Here is a 23,041-nt window from a genome sequence, read left to right as displayed (position 1 = left end):
CACGAAGTCGCCCAGCCGCAGCGTCGGGGATGGCGGGTCGTCTCGCCGGTACAATCAGCATCGAATTCGCTCCTCAGGACGAATCCCCTCAAATCGTTCCGGCGGTTAGCACAACGCGGGATTCCGAATCGTTTGGCCGGAAGCTTTTCGAATGCGGTCACGTGATGGGCCATCATAGCCAAACCGGGCGCTCCCGTCGGATCCAAGGGCTCTTCTGTGAGCGCGGAAATCTGGCCGCGGGCGAGGCGGATGAAGAGCCGAATCGCAGATCGAGCAAGTCCGCTTCTGAGCCGAAGAACGACAGGCGCGCCGCATCGACACAGTCCCAAATGAGCGCTGAATTCAGCGATCGGGCCCGTCATATTCCGCCCAACTATCCGTCGTCTCGTACACCCTCACGCTCGAGAGTTGGGCGAGGCGCGGTTTCGCGTGCTCCCAGATCCAGATGGCGATATTTTCTGCCGTCGGATTTTCCAGTCCCGGGACGTCGTTCAGGCAATCGTGATCGAGCTTCTTTATAAGAAGGCCAAACGCTTCCTCCATGTTGAAGAAATCCATTACGAATCCGGTGTGCGGATCGACGGCCCCGTTCAGCACGACCTCGACGCGATAGGAATGACCATGCACCCGATGACAGCGATGTGTCTGCGGGACGTTTGGAAGTCGGTGCGCTGCCTCGAACTTAAATGCTTGCGATATCTTCATGTGATGCCGAGTGTTTGTGGGACTGCACGCTGAGCCGCCATTTCGGCTGAGCCAAGCAGTACGAGATAGCCCGCCGCTCGACGGCGTCAGGGCGGTCTTTCGATCGAAGCAGAAATGTCCAAGCCACGCTCATCGAACCGGTCTGGCAGGCTGCCGGTTGCGGCCACACGAATTTTCAGTTCGTGTCCGCGAGTGACGGCCAGCGCGGCGCGATTTACTGACGCAAATCCAGTCACCACGCTGGCCGGGGCCGGCAGCCTGCCGTTCGTCTCGATCGCGCTGAGGAACCCGATATCGTGTACAGATTGCAGGACATCATCGAACCACCACAGTGGTTCTGAGCACGTTCATTGCTTGTGCCATGCAGATGATGGAGCGTCTACTACAAGATCCGGTAGATGCCAAAACCAACTTGAGGCTCTAGGGTCTGGCCGCGTTTCCCCGCCGATCATCATCCCGAGAAGTGAACGCAACCGGCACGATGCTCAACCAAAGGGCGGAACGGCACAATATGACTAGCAGAACCTGGGGGCTACCCTCGAACACCTCAGTCAGTATTCGCTACAACTGACGGGAGGCGTATGCCCAGGCAAAAATCAGCTTTGAAAACGTCAACATATCCAGGCGATCACGGCGTGCCAGAGCAGATCCGGAGAGGATTGCGCTGAGTACGCCATCGTCGAATTTGGAAAAGTTCACTCGTCCGTGAATGGACCGATACAGAATTCGCCCTCGACAGCAAGCGCAATGTGATGCCAAAGAAAAAACAGCACGTCGATCTATCGGACCAGAATCTCTTGAGTCTTATCCTGCGGCTCGCCATTCCGTCTGTTGTTGGATTATCGATCCATGCGCTGCAGCAGGTCGTCAATGCGATCTTTGTTGGCGCCCTAGGCGCGCAGGCGATCGCAGCTGTTAGCATGACCTTGCCGATCGTGGTCCTGCTCGCCGCAGCCGGACAGGGGATCGGTGTTGGAGCAGCGTCGTTCATATCTCGTCATCTGGGCGCTCGTGAGTACCTAGAAGCGAGTCGAGGCGCAAGCACGGCACTCGCGCTCGCCGCTCCGATCGGTGTCACAGTCACCCTCACTCTGCTTCCAAATCTGCCAGGGATATTTGCAACGCTCGGAGCTACCCCAACCATCATGCCCGTGGCGCTCGACTACGCGGGAACGGTTTTGTTGGGGTACACCCCGATGCTACTAAATACCGTCAGCGGGTGTAAGAGCCGAAGGCTATACACGATTTAGCATGTGGGTGATGATGACCGCGTTTATCCTGAACGCTGTGCTTGATGCCGTCTTCATATTTTCACTTGACCTTGGCGTGCGAGGCGCATCCCTCGCAACGCTGGTGTCTCAGATCTCTGCTGTCGGACTGTATATCGCGTATTTTACGAAGCTTGGCGGGACGGTTCTCGTCAGGATATCTCACATATCATTGCGAGCAGATCGCATCAGACAGCTCGCGTTGGTAGGCGCGCCGGCGACAATGACGAGTATCTTATCTGCTCTTGCCGTTATGCTCTTGTACGGAGCTGCTGCGCCGTTCGGCGACGATTCCATCGCCGCGGTTGGAATAGCTGTGCGTATCTTGATGGTCGGCGCACTGCCTATCACCGGGTTCTGTATTGGCGCTCAAGCTATCCTGGGTTTCGGTTGGGGCGCACGCGACTATGCTCATATATTGAGGGCTGCGAAATTCATGCTCTTCGTGACGATCGCATTCTCGGTGCTGTATTCTGCGGCCGTTGTGATTTTTGCGAGGCCTTTGGTGAGCCTATTTAGCGATAACGAGTACGTCACCGAACTTGCCGTCTCGACCTGCATCGTGTTCCATCTCTTCTTTGGACTGTTTGGGGTGCAGAGTTTCGTGACGGCAATGCTTCAGTCATTTGGGAGAGCGCGCCTCAGTGCAATTGTGTCCTTGGCCAGGCAGGGGTATCTCTTCATACCGGCCGTACTGTTATTCCCGCTGGTAGCGGGTCTTAACGGACTGTTAGCCAGTCAAGCGCTCGCAGAGCTTGGCGCTGGAATAATCGCTCTTATCGTCATGTTCAACCAGTTCGGCGAGCTCAGACGAGCGCTCCGGCACGGTCCTCAAGAGCGATCGGGATAGCGGGTTGAGCTGAGAACGGATATGATCGAGGCACAGAGCATTGGGCGCTAGCCTCCTGGGAGGCTCGCCGTTAAAGCGTGATGGGACTAGCTTCGATAGCCTGAGTTTTTGAGGTAGTTGGCGCATTCTTCGGGTGTAAATGCATAAAGGAGTTCGCCGATGGCGGCGCAGACCGCATCGACGGTTCGTGCGGCTGCCTTGCGGAGCAGATGCTTGAGTTTGGCAAAGACTTGTTCGATGGGGTTCAGGTCGGGTGAGTATTTTGGCAGGAAGAAGAGCTTTGCTCCGGCGAAGCGGATGAGCTGGCGCACGGCTTTGCTTTTGTGGCTGCCGAGATGGTCCGGGACGACGATGTCGCCGGGCCGAAGGGTCGGCAGGAGAACCTTCTCCACATAGATCCGGAAGCTCACGCCATGATTGGTCCCTCGATGAACCATGGCGCGTCGATCCGGTCATGGCGCAGGGCCGCCAGAAAGGTAATGGTTTTCCAACCCATCTGGCCCCGAGCAACGCTGCCGGTCTCATCGACCCGCTTCATCCAGCCGATCGCCGTGCTGATCGCCACTCCAAACTGCTTGGCGGCCCGATTGCGCGCCCTAACGGCCAAATTAAGGGCGTCAGCTCTTACGGCATTGATATCGCCCAAAGGCGGGAAGTCGAAGCGCCCCAAGGCAGTGGCAATGTGGTCGGCCGTGAAGCGGGGGTGATCTCAATCGAGAACTGACTGTCACACCAGTAACATGCGGCGTTTCCGAATTGGTGAATGGAAATGCGAACCCCCTTTGCGCTTTGCCACTCTATGGCAAGCAGCTAAATGCAAAGGCGCCAATACAAAAGGTGATGCTAACTTTTGCTACAAACCAGGTAAACACTGGCACGGTCATCGACAAGGCCTACAGCCAGAGCATCTTGATTGACCTTACCTTATACTCAAACCGAATGTCGCATACGACATAAACAACGGCTGGGAGTGGGGAAACTTCAGCTGGGCCCAGTCGATACGACGGATGCGCAGCTGCCTCTCGGCATCGGATGGATTTCGCGTGCCTCAGTGCCGTCTTGAATACGGCAGCGAACGAACGAAAAAATGTTGGGCCCGTGTTCGAACCTGCGGGACTCGATCACGCCTCGTGAATGTATCATCAGGTGAATCAGGCCGTAACCAGCTATCGGAGAACTTGCACATCTTGATCGGGCTACCGGCCGAACAGGATGTGAAGATTGGCGGAGGCCAGGACGGCCCCACGCGAACGGTTAGAATACGTTATCGACGATGTCTTACGTGCTTGCTGACTTTGCCCATCACTGCCCCTGGCACTACGGCCAGGCGCGTCCGTATAAGCACGACTTGAAGAGAGGCCGGAGCACTGACCTATGAACAAGCGGCCTCTCGATCGCGGCGCATCGTCTCATCTGCCGCATCGGGTTGGAGACAGGGCGATGGCGAGTTGGCTGTGGCATGACCTTCGTAGGTTGATCCTCTGGCGTTGTGCATCGACTCGCGGCATGCTCGTGAGCCCTTCGCGTACAAGGGCAAGTGCAGAATCGCGGCTCATGCGGCATTCTCGCGATAACGGGTGCTCTCGTGCAGCATCTGCAAAACCGCGCTACGGTTCAGAAGTCCGCGGTCGATCGCGATTTCGATGAAGGGCCGCATTTGCTCAGCGGCTGTAAGCACAAGTGTCGATACCTGTTCATAGCCAAGGCGCCGTACGAACACGGTCGCAAGAGCCGAAGATTGCATCAAGTTGCTGAGCGACCGTTCCCGGTCTGCCCGGATCCCCGAGATGCATTGGTCGGCAAATATTCTGGCCGATCGCGTCAAAAGCTCGATCGAATCGAACAGGCGCGAGGCGATGACTGGCTCGAAGTGATTGATTTCGAGTTGGCCGCTCAACGCTGAGAGAGATACTGCGGCGTCGTTGCCCACGATAGCGAACGCAACTTGCTGGATCATCATCGGCAGGACTGGATTGAGTTTACCTGGCATGATCGAAGAACCGGGCTGGAGAGCGGGCAACCGCAATTCGCCAAGCCCCGTATTTGGCCAGAGGAAAGGATGATCAGGTCAGAGGCGATTTTCGCCATTACCTCTGCTGCGATGCGGATTTCCGACGACACGCGTGCGAAGGCGTCGGCGTTCTGCATGGCATCGAACATGTCGTCGCCTGGGCGTACCGCGTGGCCCAAGATTGCCGCAAGATGTCCATAAACGGCACGGCGATAGCCCGGCACTGCTCCGAGCCCGGTGCCAATCGCAGTACCTCCGAGGGGAAGCACCATCAATTCCTGGCGCGCCACGGACAGCTTCAAGGAGAGCCGCTTGATCGCTGATGCGTAACCGCCGAACGCCTGACCGAGCGTCATCGGCTGGGCGGCCTGCATGCATGTGCGGCCGACGCGCAATACGTCAGCGAATACAATGGCCCGCTCCGAAAGAGCGGCCGCCACCTGTTCCAGCGCACCCACCAGATCGCCGGACCTTTCGTGCGCCGCCAACTTGAACGCCGAGGGCAGCACATCGTTCGTCGACTGGCATAGGTTCACGTCATCATTTGGGTGGATCACGTCGTACCGGCCGGGCTTTTCACCGACAATTTGCAGGGCCCGGTTCGCCAGAACCTCGTTCATGTTCATGTTGATCGATGTACCGCCGGAGCCTTCGAGCAAATCGATGATAAACTGCCCATCGTGTTTACCAGCAATGACCTCGTCCGCAGCCGCGATTAGTGCTCCTGCTACTTTGGCGTCGAGGGCTCCGAGCTCACGGTTCGCCGCCGCGGCAGCGCGCTTGATGCGCGCTAGTGCCCGAAGAAGTGCCGGCTGATCACCGAGCTTCTGGAGTGAGATGTCGAAGTTCTCGCTCCCACGCAGGGAGGCCAAGCCGTACAGGGCGCGCAGCGGCAGCTCGCGCGTTCCTAGACTGTCTATTTCGGTGCGAGTCGCTGACATCTCTGATCCCGGGTTCGGACGCTACGCAAACAACTCTCTCCGAAGACGGGCGAGAGTTAAAGCTAAGATCGGAGATGTTATGGAGGCTGATAAGTATGATTAATTAGGGTTATACTGTTCGTCGAGAGTCCGGGTGGAGCCACCCGCAACGCAACCGGCAGGCGGCGTCCTCGTGAGCGAGCGGATCCAACACGATGCTGCCGACGGAACGAGCCATCCAGGGAATTTGAGCCGCGATCTGGGGCAAGGTCCAGTTCCGCAGGAGCACACGAGTATTATCCGCTATTCGCGCAGCCAACGTGCCTAATCCGCCTTGCTTAGTCACCAACGCGATCGTGCGCGAGAGGCCGGTCGCCGGCAATGGCATGACTTCGAGCGCCGGTCGATGGACGGCAGCCTGCAATATGCACAGGGGTGTTGTAATCGCCACGCCCATGCCATTGGCGACCATCGAGAGCAGCGAGTCCGACGTCTCGAACGACATCGTCTGCGGATGCTCTATCCTTAGACGCCGGAGATGACGTTCAATTTGCGTTCCCATGTGCGAACGCGCGGTGTAGCGGATAAGTCGGTGCTCGAGTAGTAGGTCGTCCAGTGGACGATCGCGAAGAGTATCCGCCCAGGCAATCGGTGCTACCAGGAGGAATGGCTCGCGCAATAGGGGTAAGCGGGTAACTTCGTCAACGCCCTCCATTGGATCCGATGTGACAGCTGCATCGATCCCGTTGCGCATCAATGCCTCGGCATGCGCGGGTACCAGCCCCGAATATGCGCTCACGCGAAGCGCGATTGAACCCGCCATGAGGCTGCGGACCAACAGTGGTCCCACTGTGGACGCGAACGTGTCGATCATCCCGAGCCGAAGGTCCTCGCGTTCGGGACGCGCTGCGGCGGCCCGCATTTCCTCGACAGCTCGTCCGACGCGCAGGGTTATCTCGCGCATGTGGGTGAGCAGAGCTTGCCCCGCCTCCGTGGGCCCAAGGGGACGACGATCGCGACGGACGAGGGACGCGCCAATATGCGCCTCCGCGCGCTTCATCGCTTGTGAAACGGCCGATTGAGTGATGCCAAGTCTGAGGCCGGCCGCGCTCATGCTGCCCTCTTCGATGACGACGGCCGCGACTTCCAGTACACGCAAATCAGGCAAACTAAACATAGGAAGCCTAACGCTAATGGATTTTTATCGGGTGTGCCACTAGTCCGTTTTCTCAGTTGCGGCGAGTCAATCTACTCGACAGGTTGGCGCACCGGAAACTCGCGCTTACTGCGCAAACAGCCGATTCCAAAGCCGCAGCGGTGGAACTGTTCGATGACACTTCATTTATCGACATTTCCAACCGCTCCAATTTCGGCGCAGAGTTCGATCCGGTGTCTGGAGAGTCCGCGCCAGATGACAACATTTCCGGGTGGCGGATCTGCGGCCCTGGCCAGGTCGCCACCCAATTGTGCAAGTTCGGTCAAGTAGAATGCGGGGGTTCCAAGGCGACCTCGTTGAATGCCGACGTCCTTGATGAGTTCATCGGGCAATACGATCTCGGTGTCCGTGAAGGCGATCTTCGGTGATGCGTCCGGGCCGTACGATCGAGCATGATGAGCCAGAGGACGCGCCAGCTGAGAGGGCAGACGACCGCCATCAAACTAGCGAGCCGCTCCGCGGTCCGCAGTTTTGAGTCCTCCGCCCTGCAGCCCGATTTTAGGAGCTTCTGGAACAGCTCGATTTTCGTGCACGCACCTATTGGATCATGGACGTAGCCGCGCCTCTCTCTTGTCAACGATGAGTGCGCCGCCTTTGTCCACGAGGTCAGAAGTTGATGCGAAGGCCGCCGCGCATGAGCTCCCTCTTGAGCCTGTGGTTTTGGCCGACGCGGGCATCGATGTGTAGGTGCGTGCGAGTTCGCGGATATGGGTATCCGCAGACACGTCCCACCACCGGCCTATGATCCAATGCGACGGCCATCCCGAAACGAGTGAAGCGACCTGCCACAATGCGCTCAAGAGCGTAAACTTGATCTAGAGGCCGCGCCGATCTTGCGTCTCGTCTTCGGCACCATCATGCGAGTTCATTGACAGTAAGCCCAGTTCTAGACCATGGCTTTGAGATCCCAGTGGGTCTAAGGACGCAATTGATCGAAGTCGCTGGCTGGAATGCCATTGTGATGCTGGTGAGCGCTCAATCAGGAAAGCACGCAAGTAGACGTCATCAGCTTGCTCATTTCGCGCAGGAAGGCGATGATGGCTCAGCTGCTCGGCAGCGCCTCGGAAGAGCCAGCAAAGAGCGCCTTCGGTTGAGCGCGATAGGACCGATCATTGAGAAGCGCGTCACACGCCAGCGTGAGGACGCTCACGGGATGAAGAAGGCGAGCTTGCCCGTCTGTCGGGTAGCGTCAATTATGATGCTAGAATGCGGGGTAATCTCAGGACAGAGACATTGTTGTGTGGAAAGAGTGCAAAAGTGTCCCGCAGTCGGTAGACCGCTCGACCGAATGCTCCTCGCAATGCCGCAACGGCGCAATCCCCCGAGATGTTCGCGTACATCGCCAGAAACTTCGATGCCGAGTTCCTCAACGAGTTCTCGGGCAACCTGGCGTGGTGTTTCACCCCCTTCGACCGGTCCGCCGGGCTGCACGAACATTTTGGTCCAAAGCTCGCGTACCAGCGGAAGGTTTCGTGCGACATTCGTGGTAGGGCACGCGGCGATCCGCGCCGTGCGCACGGCTGCGGCGTTATCCATCAAGCAACGCCCCCTTTTTTAGATCACCCTCTGGGGTCGCTTGCGGGAGAACTATCAGCAGAGGGATGATGACGACCATACCAGCTGCCAGCATCACTCCTGATGGGCCGGCTACAGTCAACACCTGGGCGCCAAGGACGGCTCCGAAGCCGATGGCCGAATTGATGACCGCCGAGTGCATCGCGGCAGCAGTCATCACTGTCGAACCGGCGGCGCGTAGGATCCAGGTCTGGAGTCCCGCGAACAGCGCCGCGACGGCCGCGCCCCAGATGACCAGCAAGACAAGGACCCGGCCTGTCCCCAACTGGGGACCAAACCATCCAAGGCCAAGGAGGGCCAGACACAGAGCAAGCAGCCCCGCAGTGATGATGGGCTTCATGAAGCGGTCGATGAGGACGCCCGCCAGGATGTTCCCCAGGAATCCTGCTCCGCCAAAGCCGAACAACAGCGCGCCAATCATGACTTGGGCAACGTTTGGAATCTCGTTGAGGAATGGTTCTATAAATGTGTACGCCCCGAAATGCGCCGCCGCCATGAATGTCGTTACGGCATAGATCCCCAACAGGTCATGCCTGCGGCAGACTGATCCAAGCTCTCTCCATCCCGCTGGCGTCCCGGCCTGCATTTTCGGAAGAACTGCCACCATCAGGGCTGAGGTGATCAGTCCGATGGCGCCAATTAATCTGAACGCTGCACGCCATCCGCTCACCTGACCGACGAAGTTCGCGAGCGGCACGCCAACAACGGTCGCCATCGAGATCCCGCCGAATACGATTGCCGTCGCAACACCCATACTGCGGGACGGCGCAATCTTAGACGCAACCACAGCCGCCATGGCCCAATAGAAACCGTGAACGACAGCGCCCACCGTGCGTGCCAGCAACAACCCTTCGAAAGTGTGAGACATCGTCGCCGCAAACGTTGTTGCGGAAAGGATAATAGTTAAGGCGATGACTAGCGGCTTGCGAGGAAACTTCTGAAGCAGAACGGGCGACAACAGAGCGCTGGCAGCACCGATCCAGGCATAGAGGGCCACCGTGAGCCCGACCGCTGCCTGATCTCGTCCGAGGTCGCGAGCAATCTGAGACAACAGCCCGATAGGTGCTATCTCTGCCAAGACGATGTGAAACGAGGCGATGCCTAGCACGATGACGGCGAGCCAGATGCGGAGCGAAGATTCTGTGCCGTCACTCGTCATTATTAAACATCACTGTACGAAGGATCCGCCCGTTTCATTTGTCGATGATCAGCCGCTGCTTGTACGCATTTTTCAACCATGGGCGTGGCGCCGCATGGCATGGGCGTCTCTCCGGATGTTGATCGACCTGCATCGGTGGTATCCGATCGTTACGGTCGCATGGGTCGTTCTCTCCATCAACTGCGAGAGTTGATAGTTGACACACGACAAACGGCACTCGGTGTCCTCCGACTGGCGTCCTGAGTGGGACTGTCGTTCCGGCTGGCATCGTGAAAGAGGGCCTGACCTTACTCGAAGAGCTGCGTCGCCCGCCACCAGGCGCTGCGCTTCGCCCCCCAAACGGACGGTGCAATAGCATCGTGATGCCTTCCGTGCGCTCGGACGGCCTGCAGATTGCCGAGCTGCCAACACCGAAGAGGAGGTCTCACTCACAATGTCCCGGCACTGCTTCGGCAGCTTTAGCAGGGCGCTCGGGGATCATGATCTCCGGGGAGCCGCCATTGCCTCGCCTGCGTACGCGCGCGCTGGGTGTCAATCGGCCCTTTAATTGCGGTTTGTTGTCAAACTTACATTTCTGAACTCGCCCACGGCACGGTGGTAGTGCTCGCGCCGTCGGAGCTGGTCCGGATTGCGGAGACGGCGCGGGCCGGCTGATACGTGCATTGGATCGCCGGGGCTGGTTAAGGTCTTCGCTGGGATCATGGTCCTTTCCGAGGTCGCGCAGCGCCTTATGATGATGTCGGGGTCGGGCGCCTCAACGTTTGCAGCGGAGTGCGGACGAGCCGCCACCACCTGATTGACCGAGGTCGCCACAACACGGTCCCAGCGGGACATCGCCAGTCCGGCAGACCGGACCAGGAACTCTACAAGATCGGATCAGGCTTCCTTCCCTGGCCCCAGTCGAACGATGTGCCGTAGACCCAGATACAGTGAGGAGGCATGGCGAGTTTGCGCGCGATGGCGACCTTTGCCTTTCGCATGCCCATCCGCTTAGCGAGCTTCATGCCCCAAGCCTTAAGAGAGGACCATCTCTTCGTTCGATGAAGCAGGACGATCGCCGCCTCGTACAGGTAGGTTGGGAGAAGACGGTCGCCCCATCGTGATATCTTGCCCAGTTTCGCCAGAGTGGTTGCGTCGAGGCGTAAGACCCAGATAGGCGCCGACGCTTGATGCCGATCGGAAGCGCGATGTTTCAAGGTGCCGTCGCATGCGCTGGTTGAATTAGGAGGACGGATCGAGCTTTAGCATTGATGCTAGCAGCCGCTCCGGCTTTGAATCCCCAAGTAGGCTTCAACGCGCGATGCCAACGGGCCGTATGTTGGTCCGTGCGAAGCCCTAATGATGGACGAAACGTTCCGCGGTTACATAAATTAGACTACGAGGGGCACGGATCGGTGGTGGACGCCTGAAATGTCCCGGCTCAGCAAAATCCCCTTGGAATTCCGATAGGTGAGTTCGGCATTGCCTTCGTGCATCTCAAAATTCGATTTTCAGTTCTAGCCGGTTCGCTGCGCCAAGAGGATTGCCAACCTCCAGGACGAGAGGCTCTAGGGCGGAGAGCGATCCCATAATGGCGTGGCGACCGGACGAGCACTCAACCAAAGATGGCCCCGCCCAATTAAGGTAAATTCAATCCAGCCCTGCCCCGACAATTATTGATGTGAAGGTAAACGATCATCGCCGCTGCGTGACGAGCTATCATTACTCGGCGAGGATCATCCAGCACTTGAAGGGCGACTACGCGGTTGCAGCTTCAGCGTACGCGCCAGGCGTGTGGCTGAGCAAAGAGCGCGGCGAGCGCATGCACAAACGCGGCCGCAGGTGCGGCGTCGTGCTCCCCGAGATCCCCGAAGGCTCCTGATGGAGTGGGTTGACGAGCCTGCCCAGAATCTATGAATTGCCTGGTTGTGAGCCCTCGATGCTGGGGACCTTGACCGGATCCAACGTCCGGCGAAGGGAGCTCGCGCAGCAATAGCCTGATATCGTAGCCCTCTCGACTCGAGAGTCCTTGCTTAGCTTTCCCATCCCTTCGTTGGTCCACACTGTTGAACTCGCGCCGCAGCACGGTATCGGGTTTGATCAGCGCCGGCGCCACCACCTCCAGTCCAGGATGATCGGCGAGGATAACCTTCCGACCAATAAGCCGCTCGCGAGCGCCTTCAAATCGCGCTATGACGAGCGGGCGGACTGACTGTTACCCGTCTACCAAACGGGACAAAGAGGCGATGCGCTAGCGAGCATCGCTAGCTACGTTCTCTTGTATTCGGACCCGCGAAACGTCGAAAATTGGCGAGAAATGAAACGACCCCAGTGCTTAAAGCGGCTGGGGTCGTTCCGAGGTAAGCGCCAGACTTGGGCGGGGGGCTGAGGCCAGACGCCTACGACATGAAATCAGACACGCAGATTTTCCGCACTGCTTTTACCACGCCTCGGGTCGACTGTAAGCTCGTAAGAGACTGCCTGCCCTTCCCGCAGCCGCTCCCATCCGGCTGAATGAAAGCCGAAACCCTTCGTCGCATTTCACAACACCGCTCGCCACTCCCGTCTCCCATTTGAGCAATACTGTAGAGTAGTTCTGGTCGGACCATTCGGGCGGCAACGATTCGCGCACTGACGCACAATCTCCGCTGCTTCGGCGTCAGCGTAGTTCGCTTGAGGAGTTCGAGTATGGCGAGCCTGGGCGATCATGCTTTCATGCCAGAGACCAGGCACAGCCGACGGGTTTGACCCAGGTCGCATCGTTCTGATCTTCCATCCTGTTGCGTCACTTGGGTGACGAAGGTCACGTGGGTGGGTTCTCCTAGCAGGGAAGCCGCGAATTTCATCGGCCCAAATGACTCATCGGCCACTATTTTGCGGACAAGCCGCGGCCTCGCAACTACCAAAAGGGGTAGCTGGACGAGCGTACCGCACCAAATTAGCATGCTCCCATGACTGTTCGGAGAACATGGAAGATGAACTGGAAAAAGGAACTGGAGGCGCTGGTTCAACAATCCGCGGCACTCGTAGAACGCGCACGGAGCGTAGCGCCTATTCCAAAGCTGATAGCACCCATCGCGCCAATCGCAAAAGCTTCCCCACCCGATTCTCCCCCGCGGTTGAGCTGGGGCACCTCCGAGCGAGAGCACATCAGCAAACGAGTCGCGAATTTCAGAGCGCATCAAGAGCGCGTGCGCCGCGAGCGCGACGAATATTTTTCCCGCACGATGCAACGGACACGGGATCTCGCGAGAGGCCACGGCTCCGACGAACAGATGTAGGCGGTCGGACAGTCGCACAACTTTGCTAACAATCCGCCAAATCGCGCCAGAAGAGTCGACTGCGGCCGACCACCGGCTGGGAACGGCGAGTAGCCGTGAGAGTCGTACGAGTCTCCAAGAGACGCCCGTCACAGCCCATCTGAGGATTGCCGCGCGCTGAGGATTGCCGCGTGGTGTCCTCACGCCATAGGTTGCCCTCGTACTGGATGCGCTGGGGCGCAACTACGCGATCGTTGTAGTGGCGCCGCCGACGCCCACACGAATCTGGTGCATGAAGGCAACATGATCGTTGTCGGGTGCGACGAGCCGGCTGTTGGCGATCGCGACGCGATGGGTATATCGGCCGAGATAGGCCAGCACCTGTGCGGGTCCGCCGAAGGGCCGCTTGGCGTAAGCAACCCAGTTGACGCGCTGCATGGCTTTGATGCGACCAGCGAAAGTGTCGAGTTCGGCAAGAGAAGATCGCCGAAGAAGCGCAAGGCGCCGGCGTTGAAGGCCCCGATCAGGCGTTTGAGAAAAAGCCAGCGAAAGAGCCGGGACCGCGGTTTGACGGCCAGGAAGAAGTTCGGTCGGCTGGCGATCCAGCGTGTTCCATCAGGTGACGGGCCACCGCCCGGCACGACACAGTGAATGTGGGGATGATGCGTTAGCGCTTGTCCCCAGGTGTGCAGGACCGCGACGCCGCCGATCTCCGCGCCGAGCCGGCGCGGATTGGCAGCAAGCGTCGGTCATCGCCTCGGCGGCGGCCTTAAACAGGATGGCATAGACGACCGCCTTGTTTTGGAAAGCAATCGCGGCGATCGGTGCAGGAAGCGTAAAGACGACGTGGAAGTAGGGAACCGGCAGCAGGTCGGCTTCTCGCGCGGCAAGGCACGCGGCTCGGGCTGGCCCCTGACACTTCGGACAATGCCGGTTCCGGCAGGAATTATAGGCGATCCGCGTCATGCCGCAGTCATTGCGGGCCTCGACGTGGCCGCCGAGCGCCTCGGTTCGGCACCCAACAATGGCGCTCATCACCCGCCGCTCGACGCGACCGTGATGACCGGCATGGTCACGACGATAGGCGTCGCCATGCCGGCGCAAGATATCGGCAATGTCAATGGCGGGTCGGTGCGGACGGACGTCGGGGGTCATAAGCCGGATCCCGGAGCCGTTGTCATGCCGGTGGCGTCACCTCCAGCGACAGGCGGTCGAGCGGGCTCTGGGTCGCCCGGATCGTAGGGTTGGCGACCTGCGTGTAGCGCGCCGTCGACGACGGATTATTGTGCCCGAGCAGAACCTGGATGATCGGGATGTCGATTCCGTTCTCCAGAAGATGTGTCGCGAAGCTGTGGCACAGCGTGTGCAGCGTGACGCGCTTGGTCAGGCCCGCAGCCTTGACCGCCGAGCGGCAGGCGGCATGCGACACGGTCGGATCAATCGGGTGACCTTCGTCACGCCCAGGGAACAGATAAAGCCGCGGCCGGGCGAGCCGCCAGTAGGTGCGCAGGATGCCGAGCAGTTGGGACGACAGCATCACGTTGCGATCCTTCGCGCCTTTGCCGTGGCGCACCTGGATGACACCGGGGGTGCTGTCGATGTCTTCGATCCGCTGTCCCGCGACCTCGGAGGCCCTGGGGCCGGCCGCATAGGCGGTGGTGAGCGCGGCGCGGCTCTTCAGGCTCGACACCGCCTCGAGGAACTGCACCACTTCGTCGGCGCTGAGAACGACCGGCAGCTTGCGGGGCTCTCGCGCATAGGGGATGAGCGCCTCGCCGAGCGTGACGCCGTAGAAAAACCGTAGCGCACAGACGATGATCTGGTTCAGCGCCGGCCATGAGATGTCGGTCGAGACCAGATGCACCTGGAAGGCCCGGACGTCTTCCAGCTCCAACCGCTCAGGCGATCGGCCGAGATAGCGGCTGAACTTCGAAACCGCCCTGATGTAGGATCGCTGCGTCGCCGGCGACAGATTGCGGACTGTCATGTCCTCGATCATGCGGCGGCGAAGAGGGCTCAAATCGGCCATCTCAATACCCTGTCTGAGGGGGCTCCAACACCCACATCCTCTCAGCCAGGAGGCGATCTACGCCACCTCGCCACGCATGCCGCGACAGCGGCTTCGTTCAATCCCAAATCGATTCGGTCTAACCCCATCCGGCTTTAGGCCGCACAATCCGCGAACCGTCCTAACCGCGCTTGCATCGATGTCGGCGCGCCGCAGCTTGGCCGTCAGGCCATGACGGCTCCAGAACACGCGCACCAGCACACATCACACGAGCAGCGTAATAGCCTTGAAGAAGCCTCCCTCCTGATGTCCGTGTAGGGATGGGTGGCGTCGAGATCGAGGATGATCTGCAGGCCGCAACAATGCGAGAAATGCGCGCTACGCTCAGGAGAGGCCATTGCGGCACCCGCTGAGCTGTGCGTTATAAACAGAACGCTGCCATTGTAGCTCAGCGCTCAGTTGCAGGCAGCAAACCAATCAGCGCTTTAGCCTCGGACTTCAGCACTTCAACGGCAGATTTCCGAGCATCTGCATCAAAGCGAGTGCGAATGGCGGAGACTGAGAGCGCGCCCCGCAATTTGCCATAGACATCGATTAGGGGCACCGCTGCGGCCGCAACCTCAGGATCACGCTCGCCGATCGAGACGTAGAAGCCACGATCTCTGATCTTCTTTCCATCAGCTAATGCAAAATCGCGGTAAGCGGTAAGAACGCGGCCCGCAGCGCCGCGATCAATCGGCAATCGTTGTCCTTCTTCGAGGTGATGCCGGACGGAACGCGGAGAATTAACGCGATAAAGGCAAATGCGCTCGTCGCCCTCCGCGATGTAGAAGGATGCGGTCTCTCCGGTTGCTTCGACCAGACGATGGAGCGAGGGTCTGATCAGGTCACCGAAGTCCAGCCCACGCTGATAGAGCGCCCCAAGGCGCCATAGCTCCGGTCCGGGTCGAAATAGCCGGTCGGTCCCCCGCACCAGGAATCCGTCCGCTTCCAGGGATGCGGCAAGGCGAAGGACCGTGCTCTTGTAGAAGTCGGTCGCCTCGGCAATCTCGGTCAGCGTCATGGCTGCGCGCTCAGCGCCGAAGGCCTTGAGGATCGCCAGGGCGCGCCCGACCGCATCAACCCCTGTCTTTGCCATTGATACAGTCCTCGTCATCGTGTTCTGTAGTGCAGAACAGATATCCAGAATGGATAGAAAGTCCAGTATTCAATGCTCATCTGGGTTCTATGTTGCAGAATGCAATTGACTCCGGATGTAGCGCCAGTTACCTGCTTTGAGGCTTAGAACAGGTTCTGCGGAGCGAAACAATGGAAGGGCAGCCGGCACTTGCCGTCGACCTGCGCGACGTGATGATTCGCTTCGGCGACTTCACCGCCGTGAAAAGCATGAACCTCCAGGTCGGCGAAACCGAATTCGTTGCAGTAGTCGGGCCGACCGGCTGCGGAAAATCGACTATTCTCAACACTGTCACCGGACTGCTGAAGCCGGCCGCCGGCGAGGTTCGCATTTTCGGCAAATCGCTTAGGGGCCTGAACGGTCAGTCCGGCTACATGCTGCAACAGGAAGGGCTGCTGCCCTGGAAAACAGCCCAGGACAATGTCGGCCTCGGGCTGGTGTTTCAGGGCAGCTCGATCGCGAAAGCGCGCGAGCAGGCGCGGCCCTGGCTCGCCAAGGTTGGCTTGAAAGGGTTCGAGGAGCGCTATCCGCACCAATTGTCCGGCGGCCAGCGCAAGCGGGTCGCCATGACGCAGACCCTGATCATGCAGCCGAAGATCGTCCTGATGGATGAGCCTTTCTCAGCGCTGGACGTTCACACCCGTCGCCTCATGCACCGTATCCTGCTCGACCTCTGGCAGGCGGACCGGCGCTCACTGGTTTTCATCACCCATGACCTCGATGAGGCGATCACGCTGGCGGACCGCGTCGTTGTGATGTCTGCCGGTCCCGCGAGCCGCATGGTTGGCGATGTCAGGATCACGCTGCCTCGTCCCCGCGACCTCTCCGCGCTACAGACCACCGACGAGTTCGTCGCGCTTTACCGTGAGATCTGGTCGCTGCTCGGCGCCGAAGTGGAGAAAAGCTATGCCACGCAGGGGTAAAGTCGCTCTCACGCAGTTCGCCATCGTGCTTGGGCTGATCCTGATCTGGGAATTGGGCGTGCGGGCCGGGTTGATCGACCCGTTCTTCTTTCCGGCCCCGTCGACACTCATCGCAAGGATCGGAGAGTGGACGTCAACGGCCGACTTCTGGACCGATGTCAGCATAACACTGCTGGAGACGGTCCTGTCTTTCCTGGCTGGTATCGGGATCGGCATGGCGCTTGGTATCTGGTTGGGCTTAAGCCCGTTTGCGGCCGAGGTCCTTCAGCCCTTCATCAAGGTGTTCAATGCGATCCCGCGCATCTTGCTGGGGCCCATTTTTGTCATCTGGTTCGGATTGGGCCTCACCTCCAAGGTCGCGCTGGGCGTGACGCTGGTTCTCTTCGTCGCTTTTTTCAACACCTTTCAGGGCGTTCGCGAGGTCAATCCGGTCGTGCTCGCGAATGCGCGCCTGCTACGTGCATCGAAGTCCTCCCTGCTGCGCCATGTCTACCTACCGTCCGCCACCACGTGGATCCTGTCGAGCCTGCGGGTGTCGGTCGGCATGGCTGTGATGGGAGCAGTGGTCGCCGAATATCTCGGTTCGTCCGCGGGATTGGGGCACCTGATTGCGCAGGCCGAGGGCGTCCTCGACGCGACCGGAGTGTTCGCAGGAATCATCGTCCTCTCCGCCTTCGTCGTTGCTCTCGATGCCATTGTCGACCGCGCGGAAAAACGGCTCCTGGTCTGGCGGCCCGCACCTGCCCACGAAGCCTGATCGTACCGCTGTCCCATTCTCATGGAGTTTCCCATGCACGCTTTTCCACGACTGATGCTGGTCATCGCGATAGCCGCATTCCCGGTCATCTCGACTTATGCCGCCGAGCCCGAGAAGACAAAATTGAAGATCGCAGTGGGGTCACAGATCCTCAACTATATGCCTCTCGAACTTGGCGTGAAGCTGGGCGCCTTCAAGGAAGAAGGGGTTGACGTGACCGTCGAGAACTTCCAGGCCGGTGGCTCGAAGGCTTTGCAGGCGTTGATCGGCGGCTCGGTGGACGGGACCGTCGGCTTTTATGATCACACCATTCAGATGCAGGCCCAAGGCAAGCAAATTTCCTGCGTGTTCCTGCTCAATGACATTCCCGGCGTGTTGCTCGGTGTCCGCGGCGACCTCGCTGACAAGGTCAAGACGGGTGCCGGTCTGAAGGGCCTGAAGCTCGGGATCACGGCGCCGGGGTCCTCGACCGATACCATGGCGCGCTACTACATCAAGAAATCGGGATTGGGCTCGCGCGATGTAAGCATCATCGCGGTTGGCAGTGGTGCACCCGGCATGGTGGCGCTCGAGGCCAAGAATATCGACGCGCTCGTCTATTTCGATCCGATTGCGACCCTTCTCGCGCGCAAGAAGAGTGCGACACCGCTGTTCGACGCGCGCACGGTCGAAGGCTCAAGGCAGGCCTTTGGCGGAATCTATCCGGCCGCGTGCCTTTACCTTCAGCAGTCCTTCATCGACAAAAATCCGGAAACGGTCCAGCGCCTCGTCAACGCCTTGTTCAAAACTCATCGCTGGATCAACACGGTTACGGCGGAGCAGCTCGTCGACGCGATGCCTCCTGCATACAAGACCGACAATCGCGAGGTGAACATCGAGATCATCAACGCGTCGAAAGCGCTGTTCTCGCCAACCGGTCAGATGGACATCGACGCGGCCAAGATCCCGCTGGCTGTCCTAGGCGACTTTGATCCGAAGATCGCAGCCGCAAAGATCGACCTGATCAAGACCTTCACGAATCGATTCGCGGAACGTGCTGCGCAGCAACTGAAATAAGTTGCGTACTAAGCGCTCGCTATTGGATCACCTACAAGAAGGCTCTTCAGATGTCTCTGCCGCTAGCCGGTATCCGCGTTCTCGACCTGTCAAACGTGTTGGCGGGTCCGTTCTGCGGTTACCATCTTGCGCGCCTTGGCGCGGAGGTCATTAAGGTGGAAAATCCGAACGGCGGCGACCTGGCGCGGCGCCTCGGCGCGGATCCGCAAAGAGCGGAGCGCCTGCAGGGACTCTCGTTTGTTGCTGTGAACGCCGGCAAGCAATCGATTGCACTGGACCTGAAATCGGAAGCGGGCCGCGAGGTGTTCTTGCGACTGGTCAAGGAAGCCGACGTGGTTCTCGAAAACTTCCGGCCGAAGGTGATGGAACGCCTTGGCCTCGGCTTTGATGTGCTTGTCAGGCTGAACCCGCGTCTGGTCTACTGCGCGATCTCCGGCTTTGGGCAGAGCGGACCGTGGTCCGCCCGTCCGGCCTATGACCAGATCGTCCAGGGTCTCTCCGGAGCCATGAGCGTCACCGGCGATATAGCCTCGGCTCCCCTGCGCACGGGCTTTCCGATCTCGGACACGATTGCGGGACTGACTGCTGCGTTTGCTATCGCCGCGGCTCTGGTCGACCAGCGGCATAGGCAACGGGGTCGGTTCATCGACGTGTCCCTGCTCGAGGCCACCATTGCGGCGATGGGATGGGTCGTCTCCAACCACCTGAACGCCGGGATCGAGCCGCAGCCCATCGGCAACGAGAACTTTACCGCGGCTCCCTCCGGCACGTTCCGCACCGCAACGGGCCCGCTGAACATTTCCGCCAACGAGCAGAAGCAGTACCAAGCCCTATGCGACCTGATCGACCGACCGGACCTGAAGACGGATCCACGCTTTGCTGGACGCGAGATGCGCAAGGTGAACCGCGCTGCGCTGAGCGCGGAGTTGAACAAGGCATTGAGTTGCAAGCCCGCTGAGGAATGGGAGGCCCAAATGAACCTGGCTGGTGTCCCTGCCGGCCGTGTGCTGACGGTCTCGCAAGTGTTGCAGCAGCCACAGGTCGTTGAGCGCGGATTCGTCGAGACTTTGGCGCCAGAACAAGACGATGCGCAGCCGTTACGAATCACGCGGCCGGGGTTCCGGCTGGATGAGGAGTTTTCGGTGCCTTCACCACCTGCGACGCTCGGAGCAGACACTGAGCGATGGCTGCAGCGGCTCGGCTATTCGTATGCGGAGGTTGAGCAACTGGTCTCAAGCCGAGCCGTCGGGACGCCAAAGCAAGGAGAGGCTGATTTCCTGCCCGTCCGCGCAGCCACGGACGGACCGATATCATGACATCCGACGGCTTGCGTCGGTTGGCAATCGGCAGGTTGAAAGGACGGAACCGGAAATGAGCGAAGAAGAACTGAGATACCAAGCGGCCAGTTGGTGGCGAACCTCCATTTGCGATATCGCGCCAGGTCGCATCGCCTATCGGGGTTATCCAATTGAAGATTTGATAGGCCGCGTTTCTTTTCCCGCCATGATTTGGCTGATGTTACGTGGCAATCTGCCAACGCCAGCACAGGAGCAGCTGCTGCAAGCTGCGCTGGTTGGATCCGTTGACCACGGTCCGCACGCGCCCTCCATTGCAATTGCCCAAATGGCGGTGAGCTGCGGCCTGCCCCTGAATGGCGCAATGGCCTCGGCAATCAACACGCTCGATGACGTGCATGGCGGAGCAGGGGAGCAGGCTATCGAACTCTACGAGGATGTGCTGCGACGGCGCCAAGGGCGAGAGATCGAGCAGGCCGCTGGCGCTGCAATCGACCATTTCACCGCAACCCGCAGCAAATATCTGCCGGGCTTCGGCCACCGGTTTCATCCAGTCGACCCGCGCGCGGCCCCGCTATTGGCGCTGGTGGATGCCGCAGCTGACGAGGGCAGTGTCGGCGGCGATTATGCCAAGGCCGCTCGCGCGATCGAGCGGGTGATGCAACAGCGCAAGAGCAAGCTCATTCCGATGAACATCGATGGCGCGACCGCGGTCATTTACGGCGAACTGGGCTTCGCCTCTCCGCTCGCGCGGGGGGTCTTCTGCTTGTCGCGCGCGGTCGGAATCCTGGCTCACGCCTGGGAGCAAACTGGGCGCAACGATCGCAACAAGGGCCCAATGCCCAAGCAGTTCGGCTACAAATACGAGGGCCAGCCGCGTCGCAGGCTCGAAGGCGCATCATGAGCATCTCGAAATCCCGCCCAAGCTGATGGAGGCCAGCGTGTTCTCGTCGATGGCGGCGGAGTTTCGTCGCCCGGCTGTTTCTTCGGAATGGGCAGACGCGAACCGCGGGGCATATCCAGTAGATTGTTTCATCGAGGGACCGTCGTTCGACCAGTCCGGGAATCTCTATGTCGTCGACATCCCCTTCGGCCGCATTTCCGGATTTCACCGGAGGGCGTCTGGTCTTTGATCATCGAATACGACGGCTGGCCGAACGTCTGAAGGTTGCTCCGGACGGCCGGGTGCTCGTGTCCGACTATATCAACGGTCTCCTGGAGCTCGATCCACAGAGAGGGACCATCCGACCGTTGCTGGGCCACCGCAATTCCGAGTCCTTCAGAGGCTGCAACGACCTGCATATCGCGACCAAAGGCGACATCTATTTCACCGATCAGGGCCAGACTGGATTGCACGATCGGACCGGCCGGGCATTTCGACTGTGCCCTGACGGCCGGATCATTGCTTGATTTCTAATGGCCCGGGCCCGAATGGCCTGGTGCTCAGTCCGGACGAGACCGTATTGTTCGTTGCAATGACGCGCGACAATAGCATCTGGCGCGTACCGCTGATGCGTGATGGCGTGGGGAAAGTCGGACGATTCAGCTGGTTCTTCGCGACGAGCGGTCCTGACGGACTGACGGTCGATCAAAAAAAGGGTGGCTCTTTGTCGCGCATGATTCCCTCGGCCACGTTTTCGTATTGGCGCCAAACGGCGAAGCGGTCCGCTTGCATCCAGTCCTGCGCAGGGGGGAGCTGCACGAATGTCATATTGGACGCGGCACTCGGCACATTGCTCATTACGGAATCCTCTACCGGATCAGTGTTGATGGCTGATCTCGCGCACCTTCATCGAAATTCGCCAGCAGGAGTGGCAAGGTGGTGCGGAATCCTTTTACGCGCCGGTCCGCCGCACCAAGATGCAGGAATGAGTCTGGTAGACAACTGGCTAGCCAGTTGCCGAGAGAATGTAATTGGTGACGAATGGATGGCGTTTGTGTGCGGTGATCTCAAACCAGAGCCAGTAAATCGCACTGCATGGAAGCGCAAAAGAAGGATTCGTAAGGCTGGGTCGGGCTCCGCCAGGAACGGGCCGCCGCCGACCTGCCGCTATTGGTCGGGCGGGTCGCGGTATCGCTTCCCACAAATGCAGAATGATTGATCGCTGATATTTTCGAACGCTCTCGCCAAGAAGGCCGAAGAGGTAACCGCTCGCGGCGGGAGTCAGCATCGCATCAGCGTCAAGGGTTCTCGATCATGCTCGGCCGCGACGCACGCGTGAAGCGTTCGTTTTGAGAAGCAACAAGCCCAGGATTTACTGCTTGAAGGACTTTACCGATAGCACGCTAGCCCAGGAGCGCTTTAAGCGTGTGGCGCAGAGGTCGTACTACTGTCAGAGCCTCTTGCGCGCGCGCAATCCTCCAACCCGATATCCCCTCTCCTCGTAGAAGTGGCGTACCCGTTCTAGGGCCGGATAGCCATTCGGAGGCAACGCAACCTCAATCATCTGCCAGCCGCGGCGCTTCGCCTCCGAATCTACCGCCTCGAGCAGATGCCGACCGCAGTCAGAGCTCCGGAAGTCACGAGAAATCCATAGCTCCTGAAGCACGCCGTACGCTCCGGCTGCTCTCACGGCCTGTACGGCCGAGATGCTAGCTATCCCTACAATCTGCCCGGTGCCTTGTTCCTCGACGACAAAAATGAAGCCCTGTTCGGGATCCTGAATCAGGTGCAACGCCGCCCGCTTCGCGCCTTGAAGGCTGAACTCCGGTCCGGGGCCACCTAACTCGGAAAGTAGCTCTTCGACCGCTTTTGCGACCGCGTTCTCATCTCCTGGCACGCTCTTGCGCAAAGCCGTGCCCGCGCTGGACAGGCCTTGCCCTTCAGCGCCAACACGAACACCCGACCTAGCCCTCTGGAGGAAATTCATGCTCAGGAGAAT

Annotated in this window: 18 protein-coding genes and 4 pseudogenes; 11 read left to right on the top strand and 11 right to left on the bottom strand. The window is 59.5% G+C overall.

Annotated elements, in window-relative coordinates:
- Positions 1-342 precede the first annotated feature (342 nt).
- Positions 343-705 carry a 6-carboxytetrahydropterin synthase QueD gene (queD, locus tag AB3L03_RS13265; RefSeq protein ID WP_368508780.1) on the bottom strand — a complete coding sequence of 121 codons (363 nt, stop codon included), beginning with the start codon at positions 703-705 and terminating at the stop codon, positions 343-345.
- Positions 706-1,457: 752 nt separating this feature from the next.
- Between queD and AB3L03_RS13260 the strand changes: the two genes are divergently transcribed.
- Positions 1,458-1,955, top strand: a complete 498-nt coding sequence (locus tag AB3L03_RS13260) for an MATE family efflux transporter (RefSeq protein WP_368508779.1) — start codon at positions 1,458-1,460, stop codon at positions 1,953-1,955.
- 1 nt (position 1,956) lies between these two features.
- A complete protein-coding gene (locus tag AB3L03_RS13255) occupies positions 1,957-2,823 on the top strand; it encodes an MATE family efflux transporter (protein WP_368508778.1) in 867 nt (288 codons plus the stop codon).
- 86 nt (positions 2,824-2,909) lie between these two features.
- Here AB3L03_RS13255 and AB3L03_RS13250 read toward each other — a convergent pair.
- The 3 genes and pseudogenes from AB3L03_RS13250 to AB3L03_RS13240 form a co-directional block, all read right to left on the bottom strand.
- Positions 2,910-3,313: pseudogene (locus AB3L03_RS13250) on the bottom strand (transposase); the annotation flags it as partial.
- 1,062 nt (positions 3,314-4,375) lie between these two features.
- Positions 4,376-5,775 (bottom strand): annotated as a pseudogene (locus AB3L03_RS13245) (aspartate ammonia-lyase).
- Positions 5,776-5,884: 109 nt separating this feature from the next.
- The gene (locus tag AB3L03_RS13240) at positions 5,885-6,931 is read right to left on the bottom strand and encodes a LysR family transcriptional regulator (RefSeq protein WP_368508777.1); all 1,047 of its coding nucleotides are present in this window, start codon (positions 6,929-6,931) and stop codon (positions 5,885-5,887) included.
- A gap of 140 nt (positions 6,932-7,071) precedes the next feature.
- Between AB3L03_RS13240 and AB3L03_RS13235 the strand changes: the two genes are divergently transcribed.
- Positions 7,072-7,338 carry a hypothetical protein gene (locus AB3L03_RS13235; protein ID WP_368508776.1) on the top strand — a complete coding sequence of 89 codons (267 nt, stop codon included), beginning with the start codon at positions 7,072-7,074 and terminating at the stop codon, positions 7,336-7,338.
- Between the two features lie 778 nt (positions 7,339-8,116).
- Here the strand turns inward: AB3L03_RS13235 and AB3L03_RS13230 are convergent.
- The 3 genes and pseudogenes from AB3L03_RS13230 to AB3L03_RS13220 form a co-directional block, all read right to left on the bottom strand.
- Positions 8,117-8,407, bottom strand: a complete 291-nt coding sequence (locus AB3L03_RS13230) for an NUDIX domain-containing protein (protein ID WP_368509052.1) — start codon at positions 8,405-8,407, stop codon at positions 8,117-8,119.
- Between the two features lie 91 nt (positions 8,408-8,498).
- Complete coding sequence (locus AB3L03_RS13225) at positions 8,499-9,704, bottom strand: MFS transporter (protein ID WP_368508775.1); 1,206 nt, start codon at positions 9,702-9,704, stop codon at positions 8,499-8,501.
- 863 nt (positions 9,705-10,567) lie between these two features.
- A pseudogene (locus AB3L03_RS13220) lies at positions 10,568-10,889 on the bottom strand (transposase); the annotation flags it as partial.
- 1,769 nt (positions 10,890-12,658) lie between these two features.
- On the opposite strand from AB3L03_RS13220, the gene AB3L03_RS13215 reads away from it, so the two are divergent.
- On the top strand, positions 12,659-12,964 hold the full coding sequence (locus AB3L03_RS13215; RefSeq protein WP_368508774.1) for a hypothetical protein: 306 nt from the start codon (positions 12,659-12,661) through the stop codon (positions 12,962-12,964).
- Between the two features lie 291 nt (positions 12,965-13,255).
- On the opposite strand, the pseudogene AB3L03_RS13210 reads toward AB3L03_RS13215, so the two are convergent.
- The 3 genes and pseudogenes from AB3L03_RS13210 to AB3L03_RS13200 form a co-directional block, all read right to left on the bottom strand.
- Positions 13,256-14,098: pseudogene (locus AB3L03_RS13210) on the bottom strand (transposase); the annotation flags it as partial.
- A gap of 22 nt (positions 14,099-14,120) precedes the next feature.
- Positions 14,121-14,972 (bottom strand): site-specific integrase, encoded by an 852-nt coding sequence (locus AB3L03_RS13205; RefSeq protein ID WP_368508773.1) that lies wholly within the window; start codon positions 14,970-14,972, stop codon positions 14,121-14,123.
- Positions 14,973-15,399: 427 nt separating this feature from the next.
- The gene (locus tag AB3L03_RS13200) at positions 15,400-16,089 is read right to left on the bottom strand and encodes an IclR family transcriptional regulator (protein WP_368508772.1); all 690 of its coding nucleotides are present in this window, start codon (positions 16,087-16,089) and stop codon (positions 15,400-15,402) included.
- A gap of 170 nt (positions 16,090-16,259) precedes the next feature.
- On the opposite strand from AB3L03_RS13200, the gene AB3L03_RS13195 reads away from it, so the two are divergent.
- From AB3L03_RS13195 to AB3L03_RS13165, 7 genes are all read left to right on the top strand, one after another.
- Positions 16,260-17,051, top strand: coding sequence for an ABC transporter ATP-binding protein (locus tag AB3L03_RS13195; protein ID WP_007599991.1), 792 nt, complete (start codon positions 16,260-16,262; stop codon positions 17,049-17,051).
- A complete protein-coding gene (locus AB3L03_RS13190) occupies positions 17,035-17,808 on the top strand; it encodes an ABC transporter permease (protein ID WP_368508771.1) in 774 nt (257 codons plus the stop codon). The genes AB3L03_RS13195 and AB3L03_RS13190 overlap by 17 nt, the downstream gene beginning before the upstream one ends.
- A 33-nt stretch (positions 17,809-17,841) precedes the next feature.
- Entirely contained in the window at positions 17,842-18,864 is a 1,023-nt protein-coding gene (locus AB3L03_RS13185) for an ABC transporter substrate-binding protein (protein WP_368508770.1), read from the top strand.
- A gap of 50 nt (positions 18,865-18,914) precedes the next feature.
- Positions 18,915-20,180 (top strand): CaiB/BaiF CoA transferase family protein, encoded by a 1,266-nt coding sequence (locus AB3L03_RS13180; protein ID WP_368508769.1) that lies wholly within the window; start codon positions 18,915-18,917, stop codon positions 20,178-20,180.
- A gap of 55 nt (positions 20,181-20,235) precedes the next feature.
- Entirely contained in the window at positions 20,236-21,063 is an 828-nt protein-coding gene (locus tag AB3L03_RS13175) for a citryl-CoA lyase (RefSeq protein WP_368508768.1), read from the top strand.
- 167 nt (positions 21,064-21,230) lie between these two features.
- The gene (locus tag AB3L03_RS13170) at positions 21,231-21,569 is read left to right on the top strand and encodes a hypothetical protein (protein ID WP_368508767.1); all 339 of its coding nucleotides are present in this window, start codon (positions 21,231-21,233) and stop codon (positions 21,567-21,569) included.
- A 65-nt stretch (positions 21,570-21,634) separates the two neighbouring features.
- Entirely contained in the window at positions 21,635-22,261 is a 627-nt protein-coding gene (locus AB3L03_RS13165) for a hypothetical protein (RefSeq protein WP_368509051.1), read from the top strand.
- 231 nt (positions 22,262-22,492) lie between these two features.
- Here the strand turns inward: AB3L03_RS13165 and AB3L03_RS13160 are convergent, their stop codons facing one another.
- Complete coding sequence (locus AB3L03_RS13160; RefSeq protein WP_368508766.1) at positions 22,493-23,029, bottom strand: GNAT family N-acetyltransferase; 537 nt, start codon at positions 23,027-23,029, stop codon at positions 22,493-22,495.
- Positions 23,030-23,041 lie beyond the last annotated feature (12 nt).

Source organism: Bradyrhizobium lupini, from assembly GCF_040939785.1.
In the GTDB taxonomy this organism is placed as follows: Bacteria; Pseudomonadota; Alphaproteobacteria; order Rhizobiales; family Xanthobacteraceae; genus Bradyrhizobium; species Bradyrhizobium canariense_D.
Note: the sequence above shows the minus strand (reverse complement) of the source record. Positions and strands in the feature narration are given on the sequence as shown.